The sequence below is a fragment of the Streptomyces pacificus genome (assembly GCF_011766325.1).
Taxonomy (GTDB): Bacteria; Actinomycetota; Actinomycetes; order Streptomycetales; family Streptomycetaceae; genus Streptomyces; species Streptomyces pacificus.
On the sequence record NZ_BLLG01000013.1, the window covers coordinates 56,294 to 78,188 of the forward strand.

General features: G+C 71.1%; 22 protein-coding genes and 1 pseudogene. 6 read left to right on the top strand and 17 right to left on the bottom strand.

Translation table 11 applies throughout. The features are described from left to right. Positions 1 to 106: 106 nt before the first annotated feature. Genes SCWH03_RS20160 through SCWH03_RS20175 form a run of 4 tightly spaced genes read right to left on the bottom strand, consistent with a single transcriptional unit; the run spans position 107 to position 4,012 of the window. On the bottom strand, positions 107 to 1,660 hold the full coding sequence (locus SCWH03_RS20160) for an amidase family protein (protein WP_173265691.1): 1,554 nt from the start codon (positions 1,658 to 1,660) through the stop codon (positions 107 to 109). Next, a complete protein-coding gene (locus SCWH03_RS20165; protein ID WP_173265692.1) occupies positions 1,660 to 2,898 on the bottom strand; it encodes an MAB_1171c family putative transporter in 1,239 nt (412 codons plus the stop codon). Before SCWH03_RS20165 ends, SCWH03_RS20160 begins: the two co-directional genes overlap by 1 nt. Next, a complete protein-coding gene (locus SCWH03_RS20170) occupies positions 2,895 to 3,452 on the bottom strand; it encodes a M48 family metalloprotease (protein WP_173265693.1) in 558 nt (185 codons plus the stop codon). Before SCWH03_RS20170 ends, SCWH03_RS20165 begins: the two co-directional genes overlap by 4 nt. 47 nt (positions 3,453 to 3,499) lie before the next feature. After that, on the bottom strand, positions 3,500 to 4,012 hold the full coding sequence (locus SCWH03_RS20175) for a hypothetical protein (RefSeq protein ID WP_216854772.1): 513 nt from the start codon (positions 4,010 to 4,012) through the stop codon (positions 3,500 to 3,502). A gap of 99 nt (positions 4,013 to 4,111) precedes the next feature. Here SCWH03_RS20175 and SCWH03_RS29250 point away from each other — a divergent pair, with 99 nt between their 5' ends. Beyond that, positions 4,112 to 4,753 carry a tyrosinase family oxidase copper chaperone gene (locus tag SCWH03_RS29250; RefSeq protein WP_254076891.1) on the top strand — a complete coding sequence of 214 codons (642 nt, stop codon included), beginning with the start codon at positions 4,112 to 4,114 and terminating at the stop codon, positions 4,751 to 4,753. Here SCWH03_RS29250 and SCWH03_RS20185 read toward each other — a convergent pair. The 11 genes from SCWH03_RS20185 to SCWH03_RS20235 all read right to left on the bottom strand — a co-directional run bounded on the left by SCWH03_RS20185 (position 4,653) and on the right by SCWH03_RS20235 (position 15,493). Further along, positions 4,653 to 4,877: a dodecin gene (locus SCWH03_RS20185; protein WP_173265694.1), complete on the bottom strand. Its 225-nt coding sequence runs from the start codon at positions 4,875 to 4,877 to the stop codon at positions 4,653 to 4,655. The two genes, SCWH03_RS29250 and SCWH03_RS20185, sit on opposite strands and share 101 nt — an antisense overlap. A 513-nt stretch (positions 4,878 to 5,390) precedes the next feature. Beyond that, positions 5,391 to 6,353: an L-histidine N(alpha)-methyltransferase gene (gene egtD, locus SCWH03_RS20190; RefSeq protein WP_173265695.1), complete on the bottom strand. Its 963-nt coding sequence runs from the start codon at positions 6,351 to 6,353 to the stop codon at positions 5,391 to 5,393. Continuing rightward, positions 6,350 to 7,105, bottom strand: a complete 756-nt coding sequence (gene egtC / locus SCWH03_RS20195; RefSeq protein ID WP_173265696.1) for an ergothioneine biosynthesis protein EgtC — start codon at positions 7,103 to 7,105, stop codon at positions 6,350 to 6,352. Before egtC ends, egtD begins: the two co-directional genes overlap by 4 nt. Next, entirely contained in the window at positions 7,105 to 8,418 is a 1,314-nt protein-coding gene (gene egtB, locus SCWH03_RS20200; protein ID WP_173265697.1) for an ergothioneine biosynthesis protein EgtB, read from the bottom strand. Before egtB ends, egtC begins: the two co-directional genes overlap by 1 nt. Beyond that, positions 8,415 to 9,683 (bottom strand): ergothioneine biosynthesis glutamate--cysteine ligase EgtA, encoded by a 1,269-nt coding sequence (gene egtA, locus SCWH03_RS20205; RefSeq protein ID WP_173265698.1) that lies wholly within the window; start codon positions 9,681 to 9,683, stop codon positions 8,415 to 8,417. The genes egtB and egtA overlap by 4 nt, the downstream gene beginning before the upstream one ends. Before the next feature lie 524 nt (positions 9,684 to 10,207). Then, positions 10,208 to 10,348 carry a hypothetical protein gene (locus SCWH03_RS20210; protein WP_371872730.1) on the bottom strand — a complete coding sequence of 47 codons (141 nt, stop codon included), beginning with the start codon at positions 10,346 to 10,348 and terminating at the stop codon, positions 10,208 to 10,210. Positions 10,349 to 10,552: 204 nt separating this feature from the next. After that, a complete protein-coding gene (locus SCWH03_RS20215; RefSeq protein ID WP_173265699.1) occupies positions 10,553 to 11,521 on the bottom strand; it encodes an ABC-2 membrane transporter-related protein in 969 nt (322 codons plus the stop codon). Further along, positions 11,521 to 12,444, bottom strand: a complete 924-nt coding sequence (locus SCWH03_RS20220) for an ABC transporter ATP-binding protein (RefSeq protein WP_173265700.1) — start codon at positions 12,442 to 12,444, stop codon at positions 11,521 to 11,523. Before SCWH03_RS20220 ends, SCWH03_RS20215 begins: the two co-directional genes overlap by 1 nt. After that, the gene (locus tag SCWH03_RS20225; RefSeq protein WP_254076892.1) at positions 12,441 to 12,860 is read right to left on the bottom strand and encodes a GntR family transcriptional regulator; all 420 of its coding nucleotides are present in this window, start codon (positions 12,858 to 12,860) and stop codon (positions 12,441 to 12,443) included. The genes SCWH03_RS20220 and SCWH03_RS20225 overlap by 4 nt, the downstream gene beginning before the upstream one ends. Positions 12,861 to 12,936: 76 nt before the next feature. Next, complete coding sequence (locus tag SCWH03_RS20230) at positions 12,937 to 13,491, bottom strand: ATP-binding cassette domain-containing protein (RefSeq protein ID WP_216854774.1); 555 nt, start codon at positions 13,489 to 13,491, stop codon at positions 12,937 to 12,939. A 640-nt stretch (positions 13,492 to 14,131) separates the two neighbouring features. Then, a complete protein-coding gene (locus SCWH03_RS20235) occupies positions 14,132 to 15,493 on the bottom strand; it encodes an IS701 family transposase (protein WP_173265702.1) in 1,362 nt (453 codons plus the stop codon). Between the two features lie 220 nt (positions 15,494 to 15,713). On the opposite strand from SCWH03_RS20235, the gene SCWH03_RS30080 reads away from it, so the two are divergent. The 4 genes from SCWH03_RS30080 (at position 15,714) to SCWH03_RS20255 (ending at position 19,987) form a co-directional block, all read left to right on the top strand. Beyond that, positions 15,714 to 15,968 (top strand): hypothetical protein, encoded by a 255-nt coding sequence (locus SCWH03_RS30080; protein ID WP_173265655.1) that lies wholly within the window; start codon positions 15,714 to 15,716, stop codon positions 15,966 to 15,968. 537 nt (positions 15,969 to 16,505) lie between these two features. Beyond that, complete coding sequence (gene ltrA / locus SCWH03_RS20245; protein ID WP_173265703.1) at positions 16,506 to 17,954, top strand: group II intron reverse transcriptase/maturase; 1,449 nt, start codon at positions 16,506 to 16,508, stop codon at positions 17,952 to 17,954. A 6-nt stretch (positions 17,955 to 17,960) separates the two neighbouring features. Continuing rightward, a complete protein-coding gene (locus SCWH03_RS20250; protein ID WP_173265704.1) occupies positions 17,961 to 19,202 on the top strand; it encodes an IS701 family transposase in 1,242 nt (413 codons plus the stop codon). Between the two features lie 83 nt (positions 19,203 to 19,285). Beyond that, positions 19,286 to 19,987 carry a bleomycin resistance protein gene (locus SCWH03_RS20255; protein WP_173265705.1) on the top strand — a complete coding sequence of 234 codons (702 nt, stop codon included), beginning with the start codon at positions 19,286 to 19,288 and terminating at the stop codon, positions 19,985 to 19,987. A gap of 8 nt (positions 19,988 to 19,995) precedes the next feature. Here SCWH03_RS20255 and SCWH03_RS29945 read toward each other — a convergent pair. Beyond that, a pseudogene (locus tag SCWH03_RS29945) lies at positions 19,996 to 20,814 on the bottom strand (IS5 family transposase). Positions 20,815 to 21,010: 196 nt separating this feature from the next. Here SCWH03_RS29945 and SCWH03_RS20265 point away from each other — a divergent pair. Then, positions 21,011 to 21,280, top strand: coding sequence for a hypothetical protein (locus SCWH03_RS20265; protein WP_173265706.1), 270 nt, complete (start codon positions 21,011 to 21,013; stop codon positions 21,278 to 21,280). Positions 21,281 to 21,394: 114 nt separating this feature from the next. On the opposite strand, the gene trxA is transcribed toward SCWH03_RS20265, so the two are convergent. Continuing rightward, positions 21,395 to 21,754 (bottom strand): thioredoxin, encoded by a 360-nt coding sequence (gene trxA, locus SCWH03_RS20270; RefSeq protein WP_173265707.1) that lies wholly within the window; start codon positions 21,752 to 21,754, stop codon positions 21,395 to 21,397. Positions 21,755 to 21,895: the final 141 nt, after the last annotated feature.

The following is a 21,895-nucleotide window of genomic DNA, read 5'->3' on the forward strand; positions in this document are numbered from 1 at the left end:
GCCGGTGGTGCGGGCGGCCGCGGGACAGCAGGAGAGGGGCCCCGCAATCCGGGGCCCCTCTCGCCTCCGTTCCCGCCTGCACCCCCGTGTCAGGCGGGACGGCGGATCAGGGGGTGAGCGCCGGTGCCTTCGGTGCCGGGGGCAGCACCGGCGCGAGGAGCTTCGCAACGGAGATCAGGGTCCGGTCCGACAGATACGGGCCGATGAGCTGGATCGACAGGGGCAGGCCCTCGGCGGTCCGGCCGACGGGCAGCACGAGCGAGGGCAGACCCACCGGGCCGGCCAGATTGATCCAGCTCGTCTGGGCGAAGTACGACCGCTTCTCCCCGTCGACGGTGATGTACCGCTGCGGGACGGGCACGGACGTCTGGTCGAGGACGGCGGCGGTCGGCGCGGCCGGGGTGACGAGGACGTCGTGGTCGGTGAAGTAGTCGGCCCACGTGCCGCGGAGCTTCTGCCGGTCCTCGTCTGCGCGCGCCCAGTCCCGGTGCCGCATGGTGCGGGACTTGAGGAACAGGGCGGCGGGGTGGTCGTCGGCCATGGCGTCCGCTGCCCTGACGTCGGCGTCGAACCCGCTGTCCGTCGCGGTCGCCGAGGCGGTCGCGTACATGAGCCGCTGGAACAGGATGTCGCTGTCTGCCATGTCCACGGGGCGGGTGGAGTCGTCGACGGCGGCGCCGGCCGCGCGGAGGGCGGCGGTGACCTGGTCCAGCAGGCCGCGGACGGCGGAGTCGACACCGCAGTGGCCGTCATCGGCCCAGATGCCGATGCGGTACTGGCCGAGGCGGGTCCTGGTGGGCGAGGGCAGGCGGATGCTCCACGCGGGGCCGTCGGCCGGGGAGGGTGCGGCGAGCACGTTCAGGAGCAGGTCGAGGTCGCGCGCGGTGCGTGCGATGGGGCCGAGGGTGACCATGTCGGAGGAGCTGAGCCACCCCGGCGGGCGCGGGATGTGGCCGCGCGTCGGCACGATCGGCGAGGCACCGCGGGAGGTCCGCAGCGCGTACACCCCGCAGTAGGCGGCCGGGAGGCGCAGGGAGCCCCCGAGGTCGGAGCCGACTTCGAGCGAGGTGAGGCCCGCGGCGACCGCGGCGGCCGCCCCGCCGGACGACCCGCCCGCCGTGCGGTCCTCGGCGAAGGGGTTCCTGGTCGTGCCGAAGAGGGGGTTGCTGGTCTGGATGTCCTGGCACAGGACCGGGACGTTGGTCTTGCCGACGATGACGGCACCGGCGGCGCGCAGCAGGGCGACGGCGTCGGCGTCCCGGCCCGGGACGTGGTCGGTGAGGTCGGGGGACCCGCACGTGGTGCGCATCCCCTTCGTCTCCAGGGCGTCCTTCACGGTCATGGGCAGGCCGTGGAGCGGGCCGAGCGGGCGGCCGGTGGCAGCGAGGTGCCGGTCGGCCCGGTCGGCGGCGGCCCGGGCGCCTTCGGCATCGAGGGTGACGACGGCGTTCACCCCGGAGTTGGTCCCGGCGTGGTGCTCCAGGAGCCGGTCGAGCAGGGACCTGCTGGACGTCCTGCCGCTGCGCAGCGCGGCCACCTGCCGGTGGGCAGGTGCCAGGTGCAGGGCGGCGGTGCCGCTCGGGGCGGCGGTGGCCGCTCGGGGCAGCCCGAGGGCACCGGCGACGGCCGCAGAGGTCGCGAGAAGGTTGCGGCGGGGCATCACGTACGGACTCCGTGGGAGGTGGCGGGCGTTGGGGCGGCGGCCGGGGTCTCCGGCCGGGCGGGGGAGAAGTACCGGGCGACACGCAGGAGGTGCTGCTGCTCCGCCCGGACGTCGCCGAGGCTGAGGGAGGCGTCGGCGTACTCGGCCGGCTCCATGACGGGCTTGTGCTGGGCGTGCAGGACCATCGCGTGCCGCAGTTGGTCGGCGGTGACTGCCGCGGCGAGCCGCGGGCCGGCCAGCCGGCGCAGGAACCGGCGCTCGCGGCTGCGGCGCGCCTCCGCTTCGGTGCGGACGGCGGGCGACAGGTAGCGGCGCAGGGCGATCTGCCCGTCGCGGATCTCGGCGCGGCGGCGGATCAGCTCGTAGTGGATGCCGCGCCGTCTGCGCAGATAGTCCTGCTGGCTCGGCGGCTGCTGGAGGACGATGCCGGGATCCACGCGCACCAGGGCCTCCCACAGCCCGCCGAGCCGGGCGTAGCTGTAGTGCTCGTCGGCGAAGGCGTAGGCCGCGCCGAGGCGGGCCGCCATGACGGGGATGAAGTAGCCGATCTGGGTGAGGGTGGCGCCGATGTCGCCGCAGGCCCAGGCGAGTTCGTTGAGGTGGTCGACGCTGAATCCGGCTTCGGCTCCGATGATGGCGCTGATCCGTTGACCGCTGTAGAGAAGGGTGATGAGGGCGCCGATGGTGACGATGCGAAGGCCCACGGCGATGGACGGGACGCTGGCGGTACGTGCGTACTTCCAGCAGGACCGCGCGAGGTAGAGCTCCGCCGCGGTGTAGGTGCCGAAGTACAGCAGCACGTAGGCCTGGTAGAAGGGGTCGTGCGCGTAGTACATCGCGAAGTCGGTCGGGCGCTGCGCGGCCGGGGTGAGCAGCGCGAAGAGGAGGAACATGCCCGCGATGACGCCGGCGCCCGCGAGGAGGAGGCGCTTCGCGCGGCGGCGGGCTTCGTCCGCCGGCTTCGACCAGTGCGCCAGGACGCCGCCTTGGAGTGCCAGGACCAGGATGACGAAGCTCTGGGCGATCGGCACGACGATGTTCGGGACGCCGAGGGCGCTGTCGATGCGCACCCACACCCAGGTGATGGACACCGCGAAGCTGAGGGCCGAGGCCAGGAACGAGCAGGCGAGGGCGACCAGGGCCCGGTCACGGCGGTCGCGGGCCACGTCCCGCAGCAGTACGAGGAACCCCGTCCCTGCGATGATCAGGCACAGGGGGTGCAGGAGGTCTTTCAACGCGGCCTTCGCAGGAGGGTGCGGGATATGGGGTCGTCGTGGGCCGAGTGGTGGGCGTGGACGTGAGCGAGCAGCAGGGAGCCGATGGTCTCGGCCTCGACCTCGTCGGGCTCGGCGTAGCGGGTGCGGCCGACGAGCATGCGGATCAAGGCGGGCGTCATGTCGGGGAGGATGCCGCCGAGGGTGCCGACCCCGGCGAGGAAGCCGCCGTCCACCGTGTGGTGTCGCCGCAGGATGTGGCCGAGCTCGTGGCCGATGATGACGTCCTGGTGGGCGAGGCTGGTGGTCGCGTCGTGGAAGACGTAGTCGGTCGTGTCCGTCGCGAGCCACAGGCCGCAGGGAGAGGCCGCGTCGAGTGACTGGGGGAGCGCCGCGGCGTCGGTGACCGGGATCAGTTCGACCGGGCGTCCGGTGTACTGCTCCACGAAGGGGACCAGCTCGCGGATGTCGCTGACGGGGGGCAGCCCCAACCCGTCGACGAAGTCGCGGAGAGCGCAGGCGCCGTCTCCGGGTGCGGTGTCGTCGGTGGCCGTCCTGCGCCTGCGGAAGAACATGACGGCTCCTTCCTCGGCCTGGTGGCGGTGAGACGTGTGCACAAGCATCAGTTGGGGGCGTTGGGGGCGTTGGGGGCGTTGGGGGCGTTGGGGGCGTCGGCGGGGTCGGCGGGGTCGGGTTCGGGAAGGCCTTCCATCGCCCGTGCGGCGTCGACCATCTTCAGCAGGGCCTCCTTGCTGGCGGGCGAGAGACCTGCGGCGCGCAGGGCGAGGTTCTTCACACCCTGCTCGTGCAACTGCTGCACGATCTGGAACTGCCCGACGATCCGCTCGGTGACCGCGTCCTCCACGAAGTATCCCGCCGGGACCTCGAAGAAACGGGCCAGGAGACGCACGACGCGGATGGTGGGGTTCTCGCCGGCCGGGCCGCGGAGCTTGCCGATGTACGCCGCGGTGATGGTTCCGTCGCCGTACGCGGAGACGGTCTCCGCGACGTGGGTGTTGGAGAACTCCCCGGTACGGGAATTGGCCTTCGAGGGGTCGCCGTCGTGCGGTCGCAGGACGGCGAACAGGTAGTTCAGCCTGTCGGCGAAGGGGGAGCCGGGGCCGGGGGCGGGCACAGGTCGCCGGTCTCCCCCGACTCCCCGCGCGTTCCGTAGGGGCATGGAGGGCTGCTCTCGGTCGGTGGCTTGCTAAACAATAGTTGACCGACCCGCCCGGTGTACACCGGGGACCCTGCCGTTAGGGCAACTATTGTTTACCCTCACCTGCGTGGCCGCGGGCCGCGCCGCACCCGGCCTTCCCCTCGTGCCGCGCCCCCGCTCCGCATCGGCGGCGAGGAACTCCACGCCGGGCGCCATGCCGACGGCACCTGGATCAGTGTCATCGGCCGCCACGAGCCCGCGGGCCGCCCCCGGGCGCCCGCCCGCGCCGCCGTCACCGAACTCCGGGCGCCGCCGCCCTCGTTCCGCTCGTCCTCGGCTGAACCGGAGCGCTCCGGGCCGGAGCGAGCCCCAGCGCCGGACCCGCCGGCCGGTGACCGTCCGCGTCACCGGCCGGTGCGCGGATTCCGTTCCCCGGCCGCACTGCCGCGGTGCTCGTGCTCGTGGTCGTGCCTCGTGCCGGGATCCGGGCGTCCGCAGCGCCGAACGGCCGCCGCCGGGGGCAAGCGTACAGGGGCAGTACGGGACGGAGGGCCGTTCGCGACCGCGCACTTCGCCGCGATCCGCGGGGGCGCCTGCCGCCGGACGGGTGACGGTCTCAGTCCGCGCCTTCGGCGTCCTCGATGCGGAACCCGACCTTCAGACCGACCTGGAAGTGCTCGATCGCGCCGTTCTCGATGTTGCCGCGCACCTGGGTGACCTCGAACCAGTCAAGACCGCGCAGTGTCCGCCCGGCCCGCGCGATGCCGTTGCGGATGGCCTGGTCGACGCCCTCGTGCGAGGTGCCGACGATCTCGGTGACCCGGTAGGTGTGGTGGGACATGAGGGCCGCTCTCCTCTCAGCCGTGTGGTCGGCTCCAGTCCACCGTGCCCCAGCCCTTGCCGCTCCGCGAGGCGTCCGGGCCCGGCCCTGCCCGGCGGGCGCGCCCCGGGCGCGGCTCGCGCCCGCCGGTGTTCCCCCGAAGCGTCCACCGGGTGCGTCCGGGAGCATGGCCGCTTCCACCACGTGCCGTGCCGGGCGGCGCCCGGCTCCGGCCCGGATGCGCGGCCCGTGCACATCGCCTGCGTACCCGTCGGTGCGGCCGCATCCGTCGGTGGCGATGCGCCGTGCCATGGCGGTCCGCGGCGGCCGCCGGGCTCACTCCGCCGATCCCCGGTGCGGCCCGGCCCGACGGCCGCTCACACGCCCGCCCGTTCGGCCGAGGCGGCACGGGCCCGGTCGTGAGGTGGCACGGGGCAGGGCGGCGGCTGCCGGTTCCAGGGCCGCTCCGTACCGGCGGCCGGTGCCGCGGGGGCTCTGCCCGCCGGCCGGCCCTGGGCCGCGGGTGATCGCCGCTCAGCCCACCGCCGAGAGGGACACCGCGAACCTGCCCTGGGCGTCGGTCCACCACTCGGTGAGCCTCATCCCCGCGGCGGCCAGCTCCGAACGCACCCCTTCCCGGCGGAACTTCGCCGACACCTCCGTGCGGATCTCCTCGCCCGCCTCGAACGGGACGACGAGATCGAGCCCGCGGATCTTCACATTCGCCCGCTCCCGTGCGCGCAGGCGCATCTCGATCCACTCCTCCCGGTCGTTCCAGACGGCCACGTGGTCGAAGTTGCCCAGGGGGAAGTCCGCCTCCAGTTCCCGGTTGACCACGGCGAGCACGTTCCTGTTGAAGTCCGCCGTGACACCGGCGGCGTCGTCGTACGCGGCCACCAGCACCCGCTCGTCCTTCACCAGGTCCGTGCCGAGCAGCAGGGCGTCCCCGGGTGCGAGCAGCGCCCGCACGGACCGCAGGAAGTCCGCGCGTTCGCCGGGCAGCAGATTGCCGACCGTTCCGCCGAGGAAGGCGACCAGCCGCGGGCCGGGGGTCTCCGGCAGGGCCAGTACCCGCGTGAAGTCCGCGATCAGCGCGTGCACATGGAGCCCGGGCCGGTCCGCGAGCAGCGCCTCCCCGGCCCCGGTCAGCGCGCTCCCGCTCACGTCCACCGGGACATAGCTGTGCAGCTCCGGCAGGGCGTCGAGCAGGAAACCGGTCTTCTCCGAGGAGCCGGAGCCGAGCTCCACCAGGGTGCGGGCGCCGGTCGCGGCGGCGATGTCCCCGGCCCGGCAGGCGAGGATCTCCCGCTCGGCACGCGTCGGGTAGTACTCGGGCAGCCGGGTGATCTCCTCGAACAGTTCGCTCCCGCGGGCGTCGTAGAACCACTTCGGCGGCAGCTCCTTGGGGCTGCGGGTCAGGCCGCGCCGCACATCGGTGCGCAGTGCGGCACTCGTGGCGTCCTCGGGCAGGGTGCGGGTCAGCTGGAACGGGCTCACGCGGGCGGCTCCTTGAGCGGGGTCGTCAGTACATCGGTGCGGGTCGCCGTGAGCAGCGCTCGGTCGGGCACCTCGCACCATCGGGGGTCGTCGTCGTACGGCTCCGACGCCACGACCGTGCCCCGGCCGGGTACGGTCAGATAGCAGAGCGTGTCGCCCCAGGCGGTCGCGGCGATCGCCACGCCGTCGGTCAGCAGCAGGTTGAGGCGGGAGCCCGGAGCGGCGCGGGCCACGTCGAGCACGGTGTCGGCGAGGGCCTGGCCCGGCTCGTCGCCTTCCCGCAGCCGGTGCAGCACCAGCGCCCACACCAGGGCGGAGTCGCAGCGGGCCTCCAGCGACAGCAGTTCCGCGGCGGGCAGCGCGGCGGCGAGCGGGGCCACGCCGGCGGGCCAGTCGCGCACGGCTCCGTTGTGGCTGAACAGCCAGGGGCCGGCGGCGAACGGGGCGGCCGCGGCCTCGCCGTCCGCGCCGGCCTCCGTGGCGTCCCGGACGGCGGCCAGCAGGGCCTCGCTGCGGACCACCCGGGCCAGGTCGGTGAAGGACGGGTCGGCCCAGACGGGCCCGGCACGCCGGTAGCGGGCGGGCACCGGATCGCCCTCGGCGTACCAGCCCACGCCGAAACCGTCCGCGTTGACCGTGCCGTGCCGCTGCCGGCGCGGCGCCCACGACTGCCGCAGCAGCCCGTGCGGCGGCCGTACCAGCAGGTCCCCCAGGGCCGACGGCCGACCGACGTAGGCGATATGACGGCACATCAGGCGTCCCGGGCGGTACGGAATCCGGAGAAGATCTGCCGGCGCACCGGCAGGTCCCAGTTGCGGAACGTGCCCCGGCAGGCCACCGGGTCCACCGCGAACGAGCCGCCCCGCAGCACCTTGTGCCCGGGACCGAAGAACACCTCCGAGTACTCGCGGTAAGGGAACGCCGCGAACCCCGGGTACGGCAGGAAGTCGCTCGACGTCCACTCCCACACGTCGCCGATCAGCTGCCGCGCCCCGCACGGTGAGGCGCCCTCCGGGTACGCACCCGCGGGCGCGGGACGGAGGTGCCGCTGCCCCAGGTTGGCCCGCTCCGGCGTCGGGTCCTCGTCGCCCCACGGGTAGCGCAGCGAGCGGCCGGACGCGGGATCGTGCCGTGCGGCCTTCTCCCACTCGGCCTCGGTGGGCAGCCGCCGCCCCGCCCAGCGCGCGTAGGCGTCCGCCTCGTACCAGCTGACGTGCAGTACCGGCTCGTCCTCGGGCACCGGCTCGGTCGTCCCGAACCGGCGGCGCAGCCACTGCCCGCCCTCGCGAGCCCAGAACAGCGGCGCGCCGATGCCGTGCCGCCGGATCCGCTCCCAGCCCTCGGGCGCCCACCAGCGCTCGTCGGTGTAGCCGCCGTCCGCGACGAACGCCTGGAAGGCACCGTTGGTGACGGGTGTGGTGTCGATGAAGAACGCGTCCACGTGGCGGTGGTGCGCGGGCCGTTCGTTGTCCAGCGCCCACGGCTCGGCGGAGGTTCCCATGGTGAACGGCCCGGCGGGCACGGGTACTTCGGCCGGCAGCCCGGCGGTGCCGCCCCCGGGCGGCTCCGGGGCGCTCAGCGCTGCCGGGCCGCGCCGCAGCTGGTGGGTGATGAGCATGGTCTCGTCGTGCTGCTGCTCGTGCTGGGCGATCATCCCGAAGGCGAAGGCGGAGTCCACGAGCGGGCTGCCGTGCAGCGGATGGGCCTCCAGGACGTCCAGTACCCGGCCGCGGATGTCGGAGGCGTACGCCCGGGACTCGCCGGGGGACAGCAGCGGCAGGGACGGGCGCTCGGCCCGCGGGTGCTCGAAGGCGTCGTACACGGAGTCGATCTCGGGCCGGATCGCCTCCCGCCCGGCGACGGCCCGCAGGAGCCACTGCTCCTCCTGGTTGCCGATGTGCGCGAGGTCCCACACGAGCGGGGACATCAGGGGCGAGTGCTGGGCGGTGAGTTCGCCGTCGTCGATGCACTCCGTCAGCAGCCCGGTACGGTTCCTGGCCGTCGTCAGCGCCTCCAGGGCGCGCTTCCTGAAGCCCTCGTCCGCGGCCACCGGGGTCTCGGTCATGAGCGGGTCTCCTTGCCGGGGAACGGGAAGTCGTCGGCCGGACAGCGGCCGGGCAGGACCTGGCGCTCGTGGAACGAGGCGACCGCGTCCCGGACGGCCTTCGACGCGCCCAGCCGGGGCAGGGCCTCCAGGGCGGCGGCGAAGCAGCCGACGGCGGCGCCGTGCAGTTCGGGGTCGGCCAGGCCGTGCCGGGCGGCGCCCACCCACAGCGGGTTGCGGGGCGCGGGCAGCGGGCCGGCGGTCTCGGCGAGCGGCTTGACCGTGCGGTAAGCGGTCTCGGCGGCCTCCGGATCGTCGAAGAGCGCCGTGGTGACGGCAAGGGGGACCATCCACCCCTCCTCTCCCGGCTGCGCGTCGATCATGCGCAGTTCGAGGTGCCCCCGAGGGCGCACCGGTGGGAAGAGGGTGGTCATGTGGTACTCGAGGTCGGTGCGGGTGGGCGGCCGGGGCCTGCCGGACCGGATCCACTCCCGGAAGGCCAGCCCTTCCGGCACCGGCCACGGGCCCTCCGCGGCACGGACGCACATCACCGGCGTGTCCAGCACATGCCCGGCCCAGGCGTCACGGGGCGGTGCGCCCTGAGGCGGTGCCAGGGCCCGTGCCGGGTCCAGCTCGGCCCACAGCGCCTGGCGGGTCGAGCGCCAGCCGGTCCTTGCGCCTGCTCCTGCGGGTGAGTTGGCGAAGGCGGCGACCAGCACGGCCCCCAGCAGGTGCGCCAGCTGCCAGCGGCGGCCGAGGCCCAGCGGGCCGGGCTCCTCGTGCCCGGCGTCCAGGCACACCTGCACGGAAGCGGTGGAGCACATCATGGACCGGCCGGCGGGGCCGGTGCGGTCGAGGCACGCCTCCATGGCGTCGTACCGGGGCTCGCGCAGCAGCCTGCGCGGCGGGTTCCAGGGTTCGTGGCCGCAGCCGGTCAGTACGAGCCCGGAGCGGGCGAGCGAGGTCCGGACCGCGGCCAGGTCGGCCGCGGTGGAGTCGATGCACTCCCTCAGCGACGCGGCGGGCGGCGAGCTGAGCTCCAGCTGCCCGCCCGGTTCGAAGGTGAGTGACGAACCGAGGGCCAGATCCCGCAGTCCGGCGAACGCCCGGCCGAGGCGGGCCTCGTCGACGGGCAGGTGCGGCAGATGCCGATCGTGCACGAGCCATTCCAGTTCCACCCCGACGGCGCGGGGCGGGCCCGTCTTGAAGCAGATACAGCGAAGCAGTTCCTCCGCCTCGTCCTCGGTCAGCGGCGGGGCAGCGCCCGCGTCGCCTGGTGCGCCCATGATCGAATCCTCCTGTCGAAGGCGTTCCGTCCACCTAAAGCCACCGCTGCGGTTCGCACAAGAGTGCCCCTGGAGTGCGGTCGCCCCCGCCGTGCAGCGGGGTGAGCGGGGCGGGCAAGAGCTTGGCGGGCGCCTCCTTGGCCATCGAGGACTCCGGGTCCGAGTGCCCGATCGCGGGGGTCGCGCAGCGGATCCGGGGGAGACCCGGGTGATCGTCGAAGCGGGTCGCCGCGGGGCACCGGGCGGCCACGCGGTGACGATCGGCGGGATCCGGCCCCGTGGCCGAAGGGGCCACGGTTCCGAACAGTCCCGGACAGTACGGGCGGGCCGGATGCAGCTGCCGGCCCGAGCCCGCGCCGGTGGTGCCCGGCGCGGACCGTCTCAGCCTATGCGGGGTCACGGGGAAGGGCAGCCCGGCCGCCGCCGGGCGGGCGACCGGCGGGGTGCCGGGTGCGGTCGAGGTCCTGACCTCGCTTCGGCCCGCGGCACCGTGTTTCGGCCCTAGGGCCTGTTCCAGGTTCGGATCATGTCGGTCGGAGGCTGCGGATCCAGATCATGGCACCGCGTAGGTGGAGTCCGGCAAGGTAGCTGGTGGCGGTCTTGTCGTAGCGGGTTGCCAGGCCCCGCCACTCCTTGATCTTGTTGATGCAGCGCTCAAGGAGCAAGCCGCAGTGCTGACATAGACGAGGACGCGACGGGGAATGTCCCTGTCATCGGGGTTGATGCCCTGTTGGCGCTGGCCGGAACGGTCCGCCTGTTGCGGGAGCGGCAGAGTGAGACTGACATGAGCAGGATCACGAGACACTAGCGCCGGCAGGGTGGGGGCGACCGGGGCCCTTTGGGTCCGGACACCCCGGGGTGGGTTGCTCTCACAGAACCCGGCGGCGCAGCGTCCATGCACCGAGCCCGAGAAGACCGGCGGACAGCGCGATGAAGACTCCAGCCTCGATTGCCTGCAGGCTCCAGAAGCGCGAGGCGGGGTGATAGTCGGAGGACTGCTTCGCCACACCCTGCCTGGCGAGGCAGCGCTGGATCGTCTCCTTGCCGTCGCAGCCGGATGGGTTGAAGGAGACCTTCTGTCCGTCCTTGCTGTAGTAGGCGGAACCGATTCGCCAGGCGTCGTCGGGGATCCAGCTACGCCCGCCCCGCTCGCTCTCCCCGGTACTCTCCGCCACGGTTCCGGTGACGCGTTCGGCCGCGAGGTAGTGCGGACGGGCAACTGTGCCGATGCTGACGAGTACGACGAGATAGAGGCCGAGGACGACCGCCATCGCGGCCAGTGTGTTGCGGAACAGCAACCCTGCGGCTGCTCCGATGGCGAAGGCAAGCACCGTGTAGGCGGCGAGTGTCAGTCCCTGGGTTTCGAAGCCGGGGGTCATCACAGGACCGCGCGTCACATGGTTGAGAGGCTTCAGGGCCCAGAAGCCGAACAGACCGAGTCCGAGCATGAGCAAGGCCAGCGGCACACCGGCCACCATCGACTTCGTCGCCCACCAGCGGCCACGGCCCACGGACTGGGTCAGCCCGAAGATGTGTGTGCCCTGTTCGATCTCGCGGGCGAAGAGCGGCGCTCCGGCGAACATGCCCAGGAGGACAGGAAGACAGAGCAGGACCATGGGGATGATCGACACGTATGCCTTGTAGGCGTCGCTGAACGCGCTCATCGCGCTCGCGGTGCAGGCGGCTTCGTCGATCCGCAGGCACCCGACGATGCCATGGTCCTGCATGTACGCATCCGCGGAGATCCGATAGTAGAGCATCACGCTGCCCACCGCGCAGACAAGGAGCGTAGCGATCAGCAGTTGGAGGCGCTGCTGGCGCCAGGCGACCCACAGCATCAGGCAGCCACCTCCGCCGACTCGGGCCCCGCAGGCGTCGTAGCCCGGGCGGACTGCTCCCGTGAGGAGCGCAGGTAGGCCATGGTGAGTTCCTCCAGAGTCGGTTCATGCGCCTCCCAGCCCTCCGGCGGCACGGCGCCCCCTCGGCGCACGACTGCGGTCGTCTGACGCTCAGTCACCCGGGACTCGATGACCGCCTCCGAGGCGAAGGGCTGCTCACCCCTGGAGCGCGGGCCGATCATCACCCTGTGCGAGGCGATCAGGTCTTCCACGTCGCCTCCCAGCCGGACCCGGCCGTCGGCCAGCAGCAGCAGGTGATCGCAGATGCCGTCGAGGTCGGCGAGTACATGCGAGGAGAGGAGCACCGTCATGCCGGTCTCGGCGACCTCCTGCATGAGGGCCTGCATAACCTCCTCCCGGGCGAGCGGGTCGAGGTCGGCCAGAGGTTCGTCGAGGACGACGATCTCCGGTCGGCGCCCCAGGGCCATGGCGAGAGCAACCCGAGTGCGCTGGCCACCAGAGAGGGTGGAGATCCGGGCTCCGGTGGGAACTCCTGCCGTGTGGACCAGGCTCCGGGCGTAGACATGGTCCCACCGCTCATTGAGCGCCTGCCCCGCACGGAGCATTTCCGCGACGCTGAACCCCGGGTAGAGGGGCTTGTCCTGGGCCAGAAACGCGAGGCGCGGATGTGTGCCGCCGCGCCCGGGGGTATCGCCCAGAACCCTGATCGTGCCGGCGGTGGGTGACAGCAACCCGGTCGCCAAGGACATCAGCGTGCTCTTACCTGCTCCGTTGGGGCCCACCAGGGCGGAAACCCTGCCGCGAGGCAGCACGAAGGTGCAGTCCTGGAGCGCCCATCCCCGCTTGTAGCGTTTACCAAGCGCTTCCGCCGACAGCGCTGCGGCGCCTTCTGCGTCGTTCAATTGATGTCGCTCCTTCGCTCACTGCTGAAGCCCCGGTCGATGGCGTCCTTGACCAGGGCTTCTACGTCTTCGCGTGCCAGTCCGGCGGATCGCGCCGCCGTCACCCATTTCTCGAGACCGGTGCGCAGCGGTGCGTCCTCGGCGGTGGCGGGGGTGGCAAGAGACCTGCTGACGAACGTCCCCAGTCCCGGGCGCGACTCGACCAGCCCTTCACGCCCCAGCTCCTGATATGCCCTGAGCACCGTGTTTGGGTTGATCGCCGTGGCCGCGACGACCTCCTTGGCCGTGGGCAGTCGGTCTCCCTGTTCCAGCAGACCGAGCCGCAGCGCGTGCTTCACCTGCTGCACGATCTGCAGGTAGGTCGCCACGCCGGAGCGGCGATCGATCCGGAACTCGATCACTCCACACCTTTCCACTAAGGGATTAGTGGAATAACTATGGGGTGGGTCGGAAGTACACGTCAAGTAGGACGGGCCCGACGCGCAGGAGCGATCAGGCCTTCCGGGCCACGGCTCCCGCTGCCCGGTCGGGCACGCGTGCGTCTTGGTAGGCCTCGGCCTGCAGTCGGTAGAGGCGGGCATACATGCCTTCGGCTGCGAGCAGGGACTCGTGGTCGCCTTGCTCGACGACGCATCCCGCGTCGAGCACGTAGATCCGGTCGGCCTCACGCACATTGGCGAAACGGTGGGCGATCAGCAGAACGGTGCGTCCCGCGAAGAGTTCCCGGATATGGCCGAAGAGGTCGGCCTCCGCCTGCGGATCGAGCGAGGCGGTGGGCTCGTCAAGCACCACGAAATCGGAGTCCCGGTAGAAGGCGCGCGCCAGAGCGAGACGCTGCCACTGCCCCAGGGAGAGGTCCGAACCCTCGCTGAACTCCTTGCTCAGCACGGTGTCGTAGCCGTCAGGCAGCCGGGAGAGGAACTCATGTGCACCGGCGCACTCGGCGGCCAAGGCGGCGCGCTCCCGGTCGGATGGCGCCTGCGGCCTGCCGTACGTGATGTTGTCCACCGCCGGCAGCTTGTACCGGACGAAATCCTGGAACACCACGGCACGGTGCCGTAGAAGTCGCAGAGCTCGATGACCGGCTTGATCAGTTGATCGATCGACGACGGGGCCAGCCCGGCCGCATCGCGGGCCCACTGGTACTCGGTGAGCACGTCGACGAAGAAGCTCTCCTCGTCCTGGGTGGATATCCGTGCCTGCTGGCGCCGTTGAAGAGTGACGACATCAGTCAAACCGGTCTCGATCGGGCCAGACCTCTCAGCCGTGGTGCTCGGCGGCGGCACGAGGGTGAGCGTGCGGCCTTTGGAATCTGACTCAGTCGTCCGTTGATTTCACCGCCCAGTGCGGCTACTCGGACGCGCCACAGCTTGCCAGACACGAAAGATCCAGCGCAGCCGCCCCGCCCGCTCAACGGGATGAACGCACCACACGGGGGAGAGGTACCGGGCGCGGGACACTTCCGGCTGGACGAACGGCAGAGGGGCGCCCTCCCGGGGAGCTGTCGGACTGCCTGCCGGAGAGCGATGACATTCGCGTCGGGCCCGGGGTCGCTTCCCGCCCGGCGGGCCCCGGTGAAGAAAGTTCGGCCGTTGCTCCCGCCTGGCGGGACGCTGGGTCGTGTCATGTGGCGTGGTGTAGGCGATCACGTACGGCAGCTGTAGATAGCTGCTGCCGGACTTTCTGATCATGGTGTGGTGTCGGCGTACGCGTGCCAGCGGCGGTGACAGAGGCGGGCGCGGTGTTGGTGGCGGCGGCGCCAGGTGGACCACCACAACAGGTGTTCTCGGTCTCGTCGGGGTGGCGGAAGCATCAATGCCCGTAGCAGGCGCAGGAGTTCGTGGCTGCTGAGGGGGACGAGGTCGGCCTCGTCGGGGTCGTTCCGGCCGGTCTGGGCCACGCGTTCGAGGGCGGCGGTGACGGCTGGGAAGGCGTAGGCGACCAGGGCGGTCACGCTCCAGCGGTGCCAGGAGTTCCAGCAGGTGACCTGGCCTTTGTCGAGGTGGCAGATCTCTTTCGCGTCCTGGAAGTCGTCCTCCACCCGCCACCTGCGACACACCAGTGACACCAGCCGCGCCAGTGACACCGGTCCGGGGGCGAAGCAGCGGTAGTAGGACACGGTGCGGGTATAGCGGTGCCGGCGGACCAGCAGGACGGACGTCCCCGTGTCGGGGTCGTGTCCATTGGGGGTGTCGTCGGCGGTGACCTCGATCATCGCCCAGTCGTCGTCGCGTACGCCCTTCTGGCCCGCGCCGGTCCGCATCCGCTGCCAGGCCCGTTTCGGCAGCCGGGCGGCGGCCTTGGCTACGCTCAGCTTCACGGGGCCGGTGGTGACCCGGTGGTTGGAGCGCACGCCCACGACGTAGCCCAGGCCCAGCTCGCGGCAGGTGGTACGCAGCTCCCGCCCTCCGTAGACCTCGTCGCCCAGGAAGAACGAGGCGGGTATGCCCTGCTGGTCGGCGGCGCGGAGCATGTCCGCCGCGAGCTGTGGCTTGGTCGCGAAGCACAGCTTGTCGGGGACGCCGGTCAGCTCGCGGCGTTCCTCGTCGGCGGCCCACTCCTGGGTGAAGTACAGGCGCCGGCCGATCAGGCAGTGGCCCCGGGTCGTGGCGAAGGTGAGGTGCACGGCGACCTGGCACAGGTCCACGCCGCCGACCGAGCCGGAGTACTGGCGGGCCGCGGCCACCGCGTCGGTCGAGGACTTCGCATCTCCTGTCTCGTCCGCGATCAGGATCCCGTCACCGTCGTCGAGCACGTCCACCGCCCAGGCAGCCGTACGCTCCAGCACCGCCTCCTCGTCCCACACAGCACGGGAGAGCAGATGGTGCAGGCGGTGCGGGCCCCGCTCACCGATCGCTTCGGCCAGGCTCCAGCAGTTGACGTCCTCGAGCTCCATCAGCATGCCCCGGACCATCCTCTCGAACGTCTGGCGGGTCTCGGAGCGGGCGAAGCAGTCGGCCGCCGAGGCCAACAGGCCCCCGAACGCGGCGTCGTGGCCTTCGTGGTCTACCGTGGCCGAAGCGGCCGTCTCGTTCTGATGTTGCGTCACACCACGTCATGATCAAGGCGGCCGTCCTCATGCCCACAGCCACCCCCCTCAAGCCGCTGAACAGCAGCAACGAGCATCGGCAGACCTATCTACAGCTGCCGTAAAAGTCTGATGGTCTTGGATCGTTGCTGGTCAGGCTAGTACTCCAGCTGTAGTTCGTGCTCTTGCTGGTCGGGGCCGGTGCGGAGACGGGTGCGGCCACCGTTGATCATCGTGACTTGTGTGGAGTAACGATGAGACGGTGGCCGCAGGTCACAGCATAGATCCCGTCCGTTGGCGGGAGGCGTTCGAGGTGGCCATGGGCCGGATCGCGGGCCGGTTCACCCGGGTCGAACCCCGGCTGCGGGCCGGGCGGCTGGTACTGGGCCTGCTGTCGGACCTGCCGCGCAAGAACTGCTGGGTGCGCCACGAGGCGCCATGTGACCGAGTGGAGGTGCGAGACCTCTGCCGCCGGGCCGTCGCAGCGGCCGGGTAGAAGCTGAGGGCAGTCCGGGCCGGGGAACGCCGGTGAGGATGGGAAGCAGCCCTGACAACGCCGGGACGGCGCGGTACTGCCAGACGCGTCGGGTTCGGCAAGCAAGGCCAGAAGGCGTACGAAGAGGAACCCGTGTAAAGCCCCGTAAGTCTTGTCACCGGGCTCAAATCTGGCGGATATGGGCCCGGGGTGCAGTGCGTGACCGCTCGCTTCCGCAGGGGCGGTCAACTCCGAAGCCGGTCTCCAACTGCCGGTGGGGAGGCCACGCTGAAGGTCTGCGGCGTAGGCGTGGTGATGCTGCCGGGGTAGTAGCGGGACGCCGACCTGGCCGATCGGCACATGGTGAACGTGGGAACCGCCTGCGGTCGCCCCTCTGCTCCGGACAGCCGGTCCGGCGAGGAGGGCAGGCCCGTTGCCGGCTGAGGGCCGCAGGTGGGGCGGAGGCCCCGTAGTAGTCCGAGCGGAGGAAAGCTTCGTGCATGGCGAAGGGGGCCAGCAAGTCGGCGGGGAGGATGCTGCAATGCCGGGAGGCCGCTGGTGAATACCGACGCGCTGGAGTTCGCGCTGCTCAAGGCCGAGCGCCGGGTACTGGAGATGCAGACCAAGCTGCACTGTTGGGCGACCGACGATCGTGATCGCCGGTTTGATGACCTGTTCAATCTCGTTGCCGATCCTGCGTTCCTGCTGGTCGCGTGGGCTCGGGTGAGGAGGAACAGGGGCGCTCGCTCGGCCGGAGTGGACGGGCAGACGGCCCGTTCCGTGGAGGACGGGCAAGGCGTCGAGGCATTCCTCGACGAGGTTCGGTCCGATCTGAGGGACCGCACCTTCCGACCGCTTCCCGTGCGCGAACGGATGATCCCAAAACCGGGGACGGCCAAGCGCCGTCGGCTGGGGATTCCCACCGTGCGGGACCGGGTGGTCCAGGCGTCCCTGAAGCTGGTACTGGAGCCGATCTTCGAGGCGGATTTCCTCCCGTGTTCCTACGGGTTCCGCCCGAAGCGCCGGGCTCACGACGCGCTCGCCGAGGCACACCACTTCGCCAAGAACTCCTATGAGTGGATGGTGGAGGGGGACATCGAGGCGTGCTTCGACTCGATCGACCACACGGCCCTGATGGGCCGGGTGCGTCGCCGAGTCGGGGACCGGCGCGTCCTTGACCTGGTGAAGGCGTTCTTGAAATCGGGCATCCTCGGCGAGGGTGGCCAGTCCAGGAACACCGATACCGGCACTCCGCAGGGTGGGATCCTCTCGCCGCTGCTGGCCAACATTGCCCTGTCGGTCCTCGATGAGTTCATCGCGGCCGGTCCGGGCGGGCCGAACTCCACGCAAGGCCAGCGGGCCCGGCGACGTCGCCAGAATCTCCCCAACTACCGGCTCTTCCGGTACGCGGACGACTTTCTGATCGCCGTGACCGGGACTCGCGAGCAGGCCGAGGACATGCGCACCCAGGTGGCGGAAGTACTCGCCCCGATGGGACTGCGTCTGTCGGTGGAGAAGACAGCGATCACCCATATCGACGAGGGGCTGGACTTCCTCGGGTGGCGCCTCCAACGTCACCGCAAACGAGGGACACAGAAGCACTACGTCTACCTCTACCCCTCCAAGAAGGCCCTCCAGGCCGTCAAGGAGAAGGTCAAGATGCTGTGCCGACAGGACACGAACCTGCCGCTGGCAGTCGTGCTGCACCAGCTCAACCCGGTGCTGCGGGGCTGGACGGCGTACTTCCGGCACGGGGTGTCGTCCGCGACCTTCCAGTACCTGTCGGCCTTCACCTGGCGCCAGGTCTTCGGGTGGCTGCGGCGAAAACACCGCCGGTCCAACTGGAAGAGTCTGCGCCGTCGTTACTGCGCGGGCCGATGGTGGCCCGCCGACAACGAGGTGGTCTTGTTCAGGTGCGCGAAGGTGCGGACCAACCGCTATTTGTATCGCGGGAACAAGATCCCCTCGCCCTGGCCGAGCGGGACCACGACGGCGACGGCCGTCTGAGAGGGCTTGTGGAGAGCCGGATGCCTGGAGAGCGGGCACGTCCGGTTCGGGAGGCGGGCCGGGGAAACCCACCGACGGCAACGTCGGCCGGGCGCCCCGGTCCGACCTCACACGATCGCGGAGTGGGCCGGGGAGGCCGCCCCGCACGGCATGCACCATCTACTGTCCCGGGCCGTCTGGGATGCCGATGGCGTCCGTGACGACGTGCGCGAATATGTCGTCGAGCACCTCCATGACGAGGCCGCGGTCCTGGTGGTCGACGAGACCGGCGACGTGAAGAAGGGCACCCGCACGGTCGGGGTCCAGCGCCAGTACACCGGAACGGCCGGACGGATCGAGAACTCCCAGGCAGCGGTCTACCCGGTCTACGCCGGGATGCGCGGGCACGCGGCGGTGGACCGGGAACTGCACATCCCGCGCTCCTGGACATGCGACCCGGACCGCTGCCGGGCCGCCGGCCTCGGCGAGGACACCGCCTTCGCGACCAAGCCGGACCTGGCCCGCACGATGATCGAACGGTTCCTGGATGCCGGACACCACGTCGGCTGGGTCACCGGCGACGAGGTCTACGGCGGCAACCCGAAACTCCGTACGGCTCTGCAGGAACGCGGCATCGGCTACGTCCTCGCGGTGGCCTGCTCAGCCGAAGTGCCCACCGGAGCAGGCAAGTTCCGCGCGGATGCCCTGGCGGCGAAGGTGCCGAAGCGGGCCTGGCAGAAGCTCTCGGCCGGGCGCGGCGCGAAGGGGCAGCGGTTCTACGACTGGGCCGTCATCGACCTCGCCGAGCCGGCCCCCGGCCGCCACCAGCTGCTGATCCGCCGCAACCGCAGCACCGGTGAACTCGCCCACTACCGCTGTCACTCCACCACGCCGGCATCCCTGGCCACCCTGGTCAGGGTCGCAGGTTCCAGATGGCGGGTGGAGGAGACCTTCCAGAGTGAGAAGGGGCTGGCCGGGCTGGATGAGCACCAGGTCCGCCGCTACCCCTCGTGGGCCCGCTGGGTCACCCTCGCGATGCCGGCCCACGCCTTCCTGGCCGTCGTCCGCGCCGACGAACACGCACACCGACCCACGCCGGACGACTTGATCCCGCTGTCCTGCAACGAGATCTGCCGCCTGTTCATCGCGCTCGTCGTCCGGCCCGTCCGCGACGCGGCCCACCGCCTTGCCTGGTCCGACTGGCGCCGCCGCCACCAGGCACGATCACGCACCAGTCACTACCGGCGGCAAGCCGCATCCCAGACATGAAGATCACGATCTACAGCTGGAGTACTAAGCGGATCGCCGACATATCCCGCAGTCTTCTATTCAATCTTGACTAGAGTGGCGGCATGGGTGAGAAGACCATTCCGATCCTGCCGTGCCAGACCGTGCAGCCCGTTCTCGACTTCTATACGACCCTTGGGTTCGAGGTGACCTTCCAGCAGAAGAGCCCCAATCCGTACCTGGCCGTCCAGCGCGGCGGCATACAGCTCCACTTCTTCGGGATGAAGCAGTACGAGCCAGCCGAGTCGTTCAGTACGTGCATCGTCCAGACCGATGACGTCGACGGGCTGCATGAGGTCTTTCGGGCCAGACTGAAGGCGACGTACGGGAGAGTGCCGAACCGCGGGCTGCCACGAATCGGGCCGCTGAAGAACACGTCACACGGCGTGCGGCAGTTCCTCATGACCGATCCGGGCGGCAACTGCATCCGCATCGGGCAGCAGACGAGCGACGACCAGCACCACCGGCCCGCCCCCAAGGAGACCTTCGCCCGGGCCCTGCACCACGCATCCCTCCTTGCGGACTCCAAGGAAGACCCGGCGGGCTCCGCGAAGATCATCGACCGGGCGCTGCGCCTTCAGGACGAGCGGCCCACGCCTGTGCAACTGCTTCGCCTTCTCGTGCTGCGTGCGGACGTCGCCGCTCGCCTCGGCGAGAATCACACCGCGACGTCCGCGCTCGCCGCGGCCACCGCAGTCCGCCTCACTCCGGAGGAACAAGAGTCCGTACACGACGACCTTGAGCGCCTCACTCAACTGCTGGGCTGATGCGCTGGTCACAGCCACTCGTTGATGGCCGCTACGAGGACGGTCGCCTCGCAGCGGACCGCGAGCTTGTCGTACCTCGTGGCCACGGCGCGGTGCCTTGTGAGGCGATTGATGCCGCACTCGACCGCATGCCTCGCCTTGCAGTCCTCGGGATCGCACTTCGGCGGACGGCCGCCGCGCGTGCCGCGCCTTGTGCGGTTTCGGGCTTGGTCGGCCTTGTCCGGGATGGTGCAGCGGATGCCACGTCGGCGCAGCTAGGCGCGGTTCTTGCGGGAGGCATACGTCTTGTCCGCGCGCACCCGCCTCGGTCGGGTGCGCGGCCTGCCCGACCGCAAGCGGGGCACCCTGATGCGGCCCAGGACGGCCTCGAACTGCGGGGAGTCCCCGCGCTGCCCGGCGGTGATCACGAGGGACATGAGCTTTTGCCCCTGCTCGACACCCAGGTGCAGCTTGGTGGTCAGGCCGCCGCGCGAGCGTCCGAGTCCGTGGTCGTCCGGCTCGACGGCGACACCGCCGGGCAGCTCCTTTTGAAGGTCCCCCTAATGACGCACCCCGGCGGCGTGCTGGTGGGCTCGCACGATCGTGGAGTCGACGTTGATGTCCCAGGTGATCAGGTCCTTCGCATCCGCCCGGGTTTGGAGGGTGGTGAAGATCTGGTGCCAGGTGCCGTCCCGCTGCCGGCGGCGGAACAGGTCGTACACACGGCCCCACGGCCCGTACTCGGCGGGCACGTCCCGCCAGGGGGCGCCGGTGCGGATCCGGAACCGTATGCCGTCAACCAGCTGCCGCCGGGTCCAGTCCGGAGTGCCGGTGCCCGGTCCCGGCAGCCCGCGCGGGAGGCGGCCCTCGTGCGGGGTGGGCGGCACGGTCCGGCAGGAGCGGGTCCGATGCGGGGAACCCGGCGGCCTCCCCCGTCCCACCGGGCCGGTTCTCAGCGGACCGCCGTCGCCGCGCGGCGGGGCCCGGGCCCCGCCCCGCCGCGCGGACATGCGCGAGGGGCCGGGCCTGGCTAGCGTCAGGGGCATGGGGACTCTCCCGAGGCGCTTTGAGATCCTGCTGGTGCCCGAGCATGTCGAGGACCGCGGCGGCGCGGCGGTCGAGGACAGCGCCGTCCGCACGGCCGTGGTCGAGGCGACCGGGGAGCGGGGTGCGTCGGGCTACCCGCGCTACGCGGGTCACGGAGTCGTCGCCGACATCGACCCCGGGACCCGCACGGTGGAGGCGCTGCTGGTGGACGGCTCGGAACTCGACTACGGGCTGACGGCGCTGGTCAGGGACTGGCAGCCCGGCTGAAGCAGCGAAAGGACCCCGCCCGCGCGGGCTGCGGTGCCGGAACGCGTCCTTCCGGTCCGCGCCGCTCCCCGCGACCGGGTCCCCGCCCCGGCGGTCGCCCCTGCCGGGCCCGTTCTACTGCGCGTCCTCGATGGACTTGCGCACCTCGTCCATGTCCAGCCCGCGCGCCTGGCCGATCACGTCCTCCAGGGCCGGCTCGGGCAGTGCGCCCGGCTGGGAGAACACCGCGACGTTCTCCCGGACGATCATCAGCGTCGGGATCGAGCGGATCTCGAACGCCGCCGCCAGCTCCGGCTGGGCCTCCGTGTCGACCTTGGCGAAGACGAGGTCCTGATGGCGCTCCGAGGCGCCTTCGTACACCGGGGCGAACTGGCGACACGGACCGCACCAGGAAGCCCAGAAGTCGATCAGGACGAAGTCGTTCTGGGAGACGACCTGATCGAAGTTTTCCTTGGTGAGCTCGACAGTGCTCATTACCTGCTACCTCTCCTGGGTGTCCGGTCGGCCCCGTCCCTCCGGCGCCCTTGCGTCGTCCGGGGACGCCCGCCAGAACATGCGCGGGGTACGGCCGTATTCCGCCTGCCCCTGTGGCCGCCGCCCACACCTGCCACCACA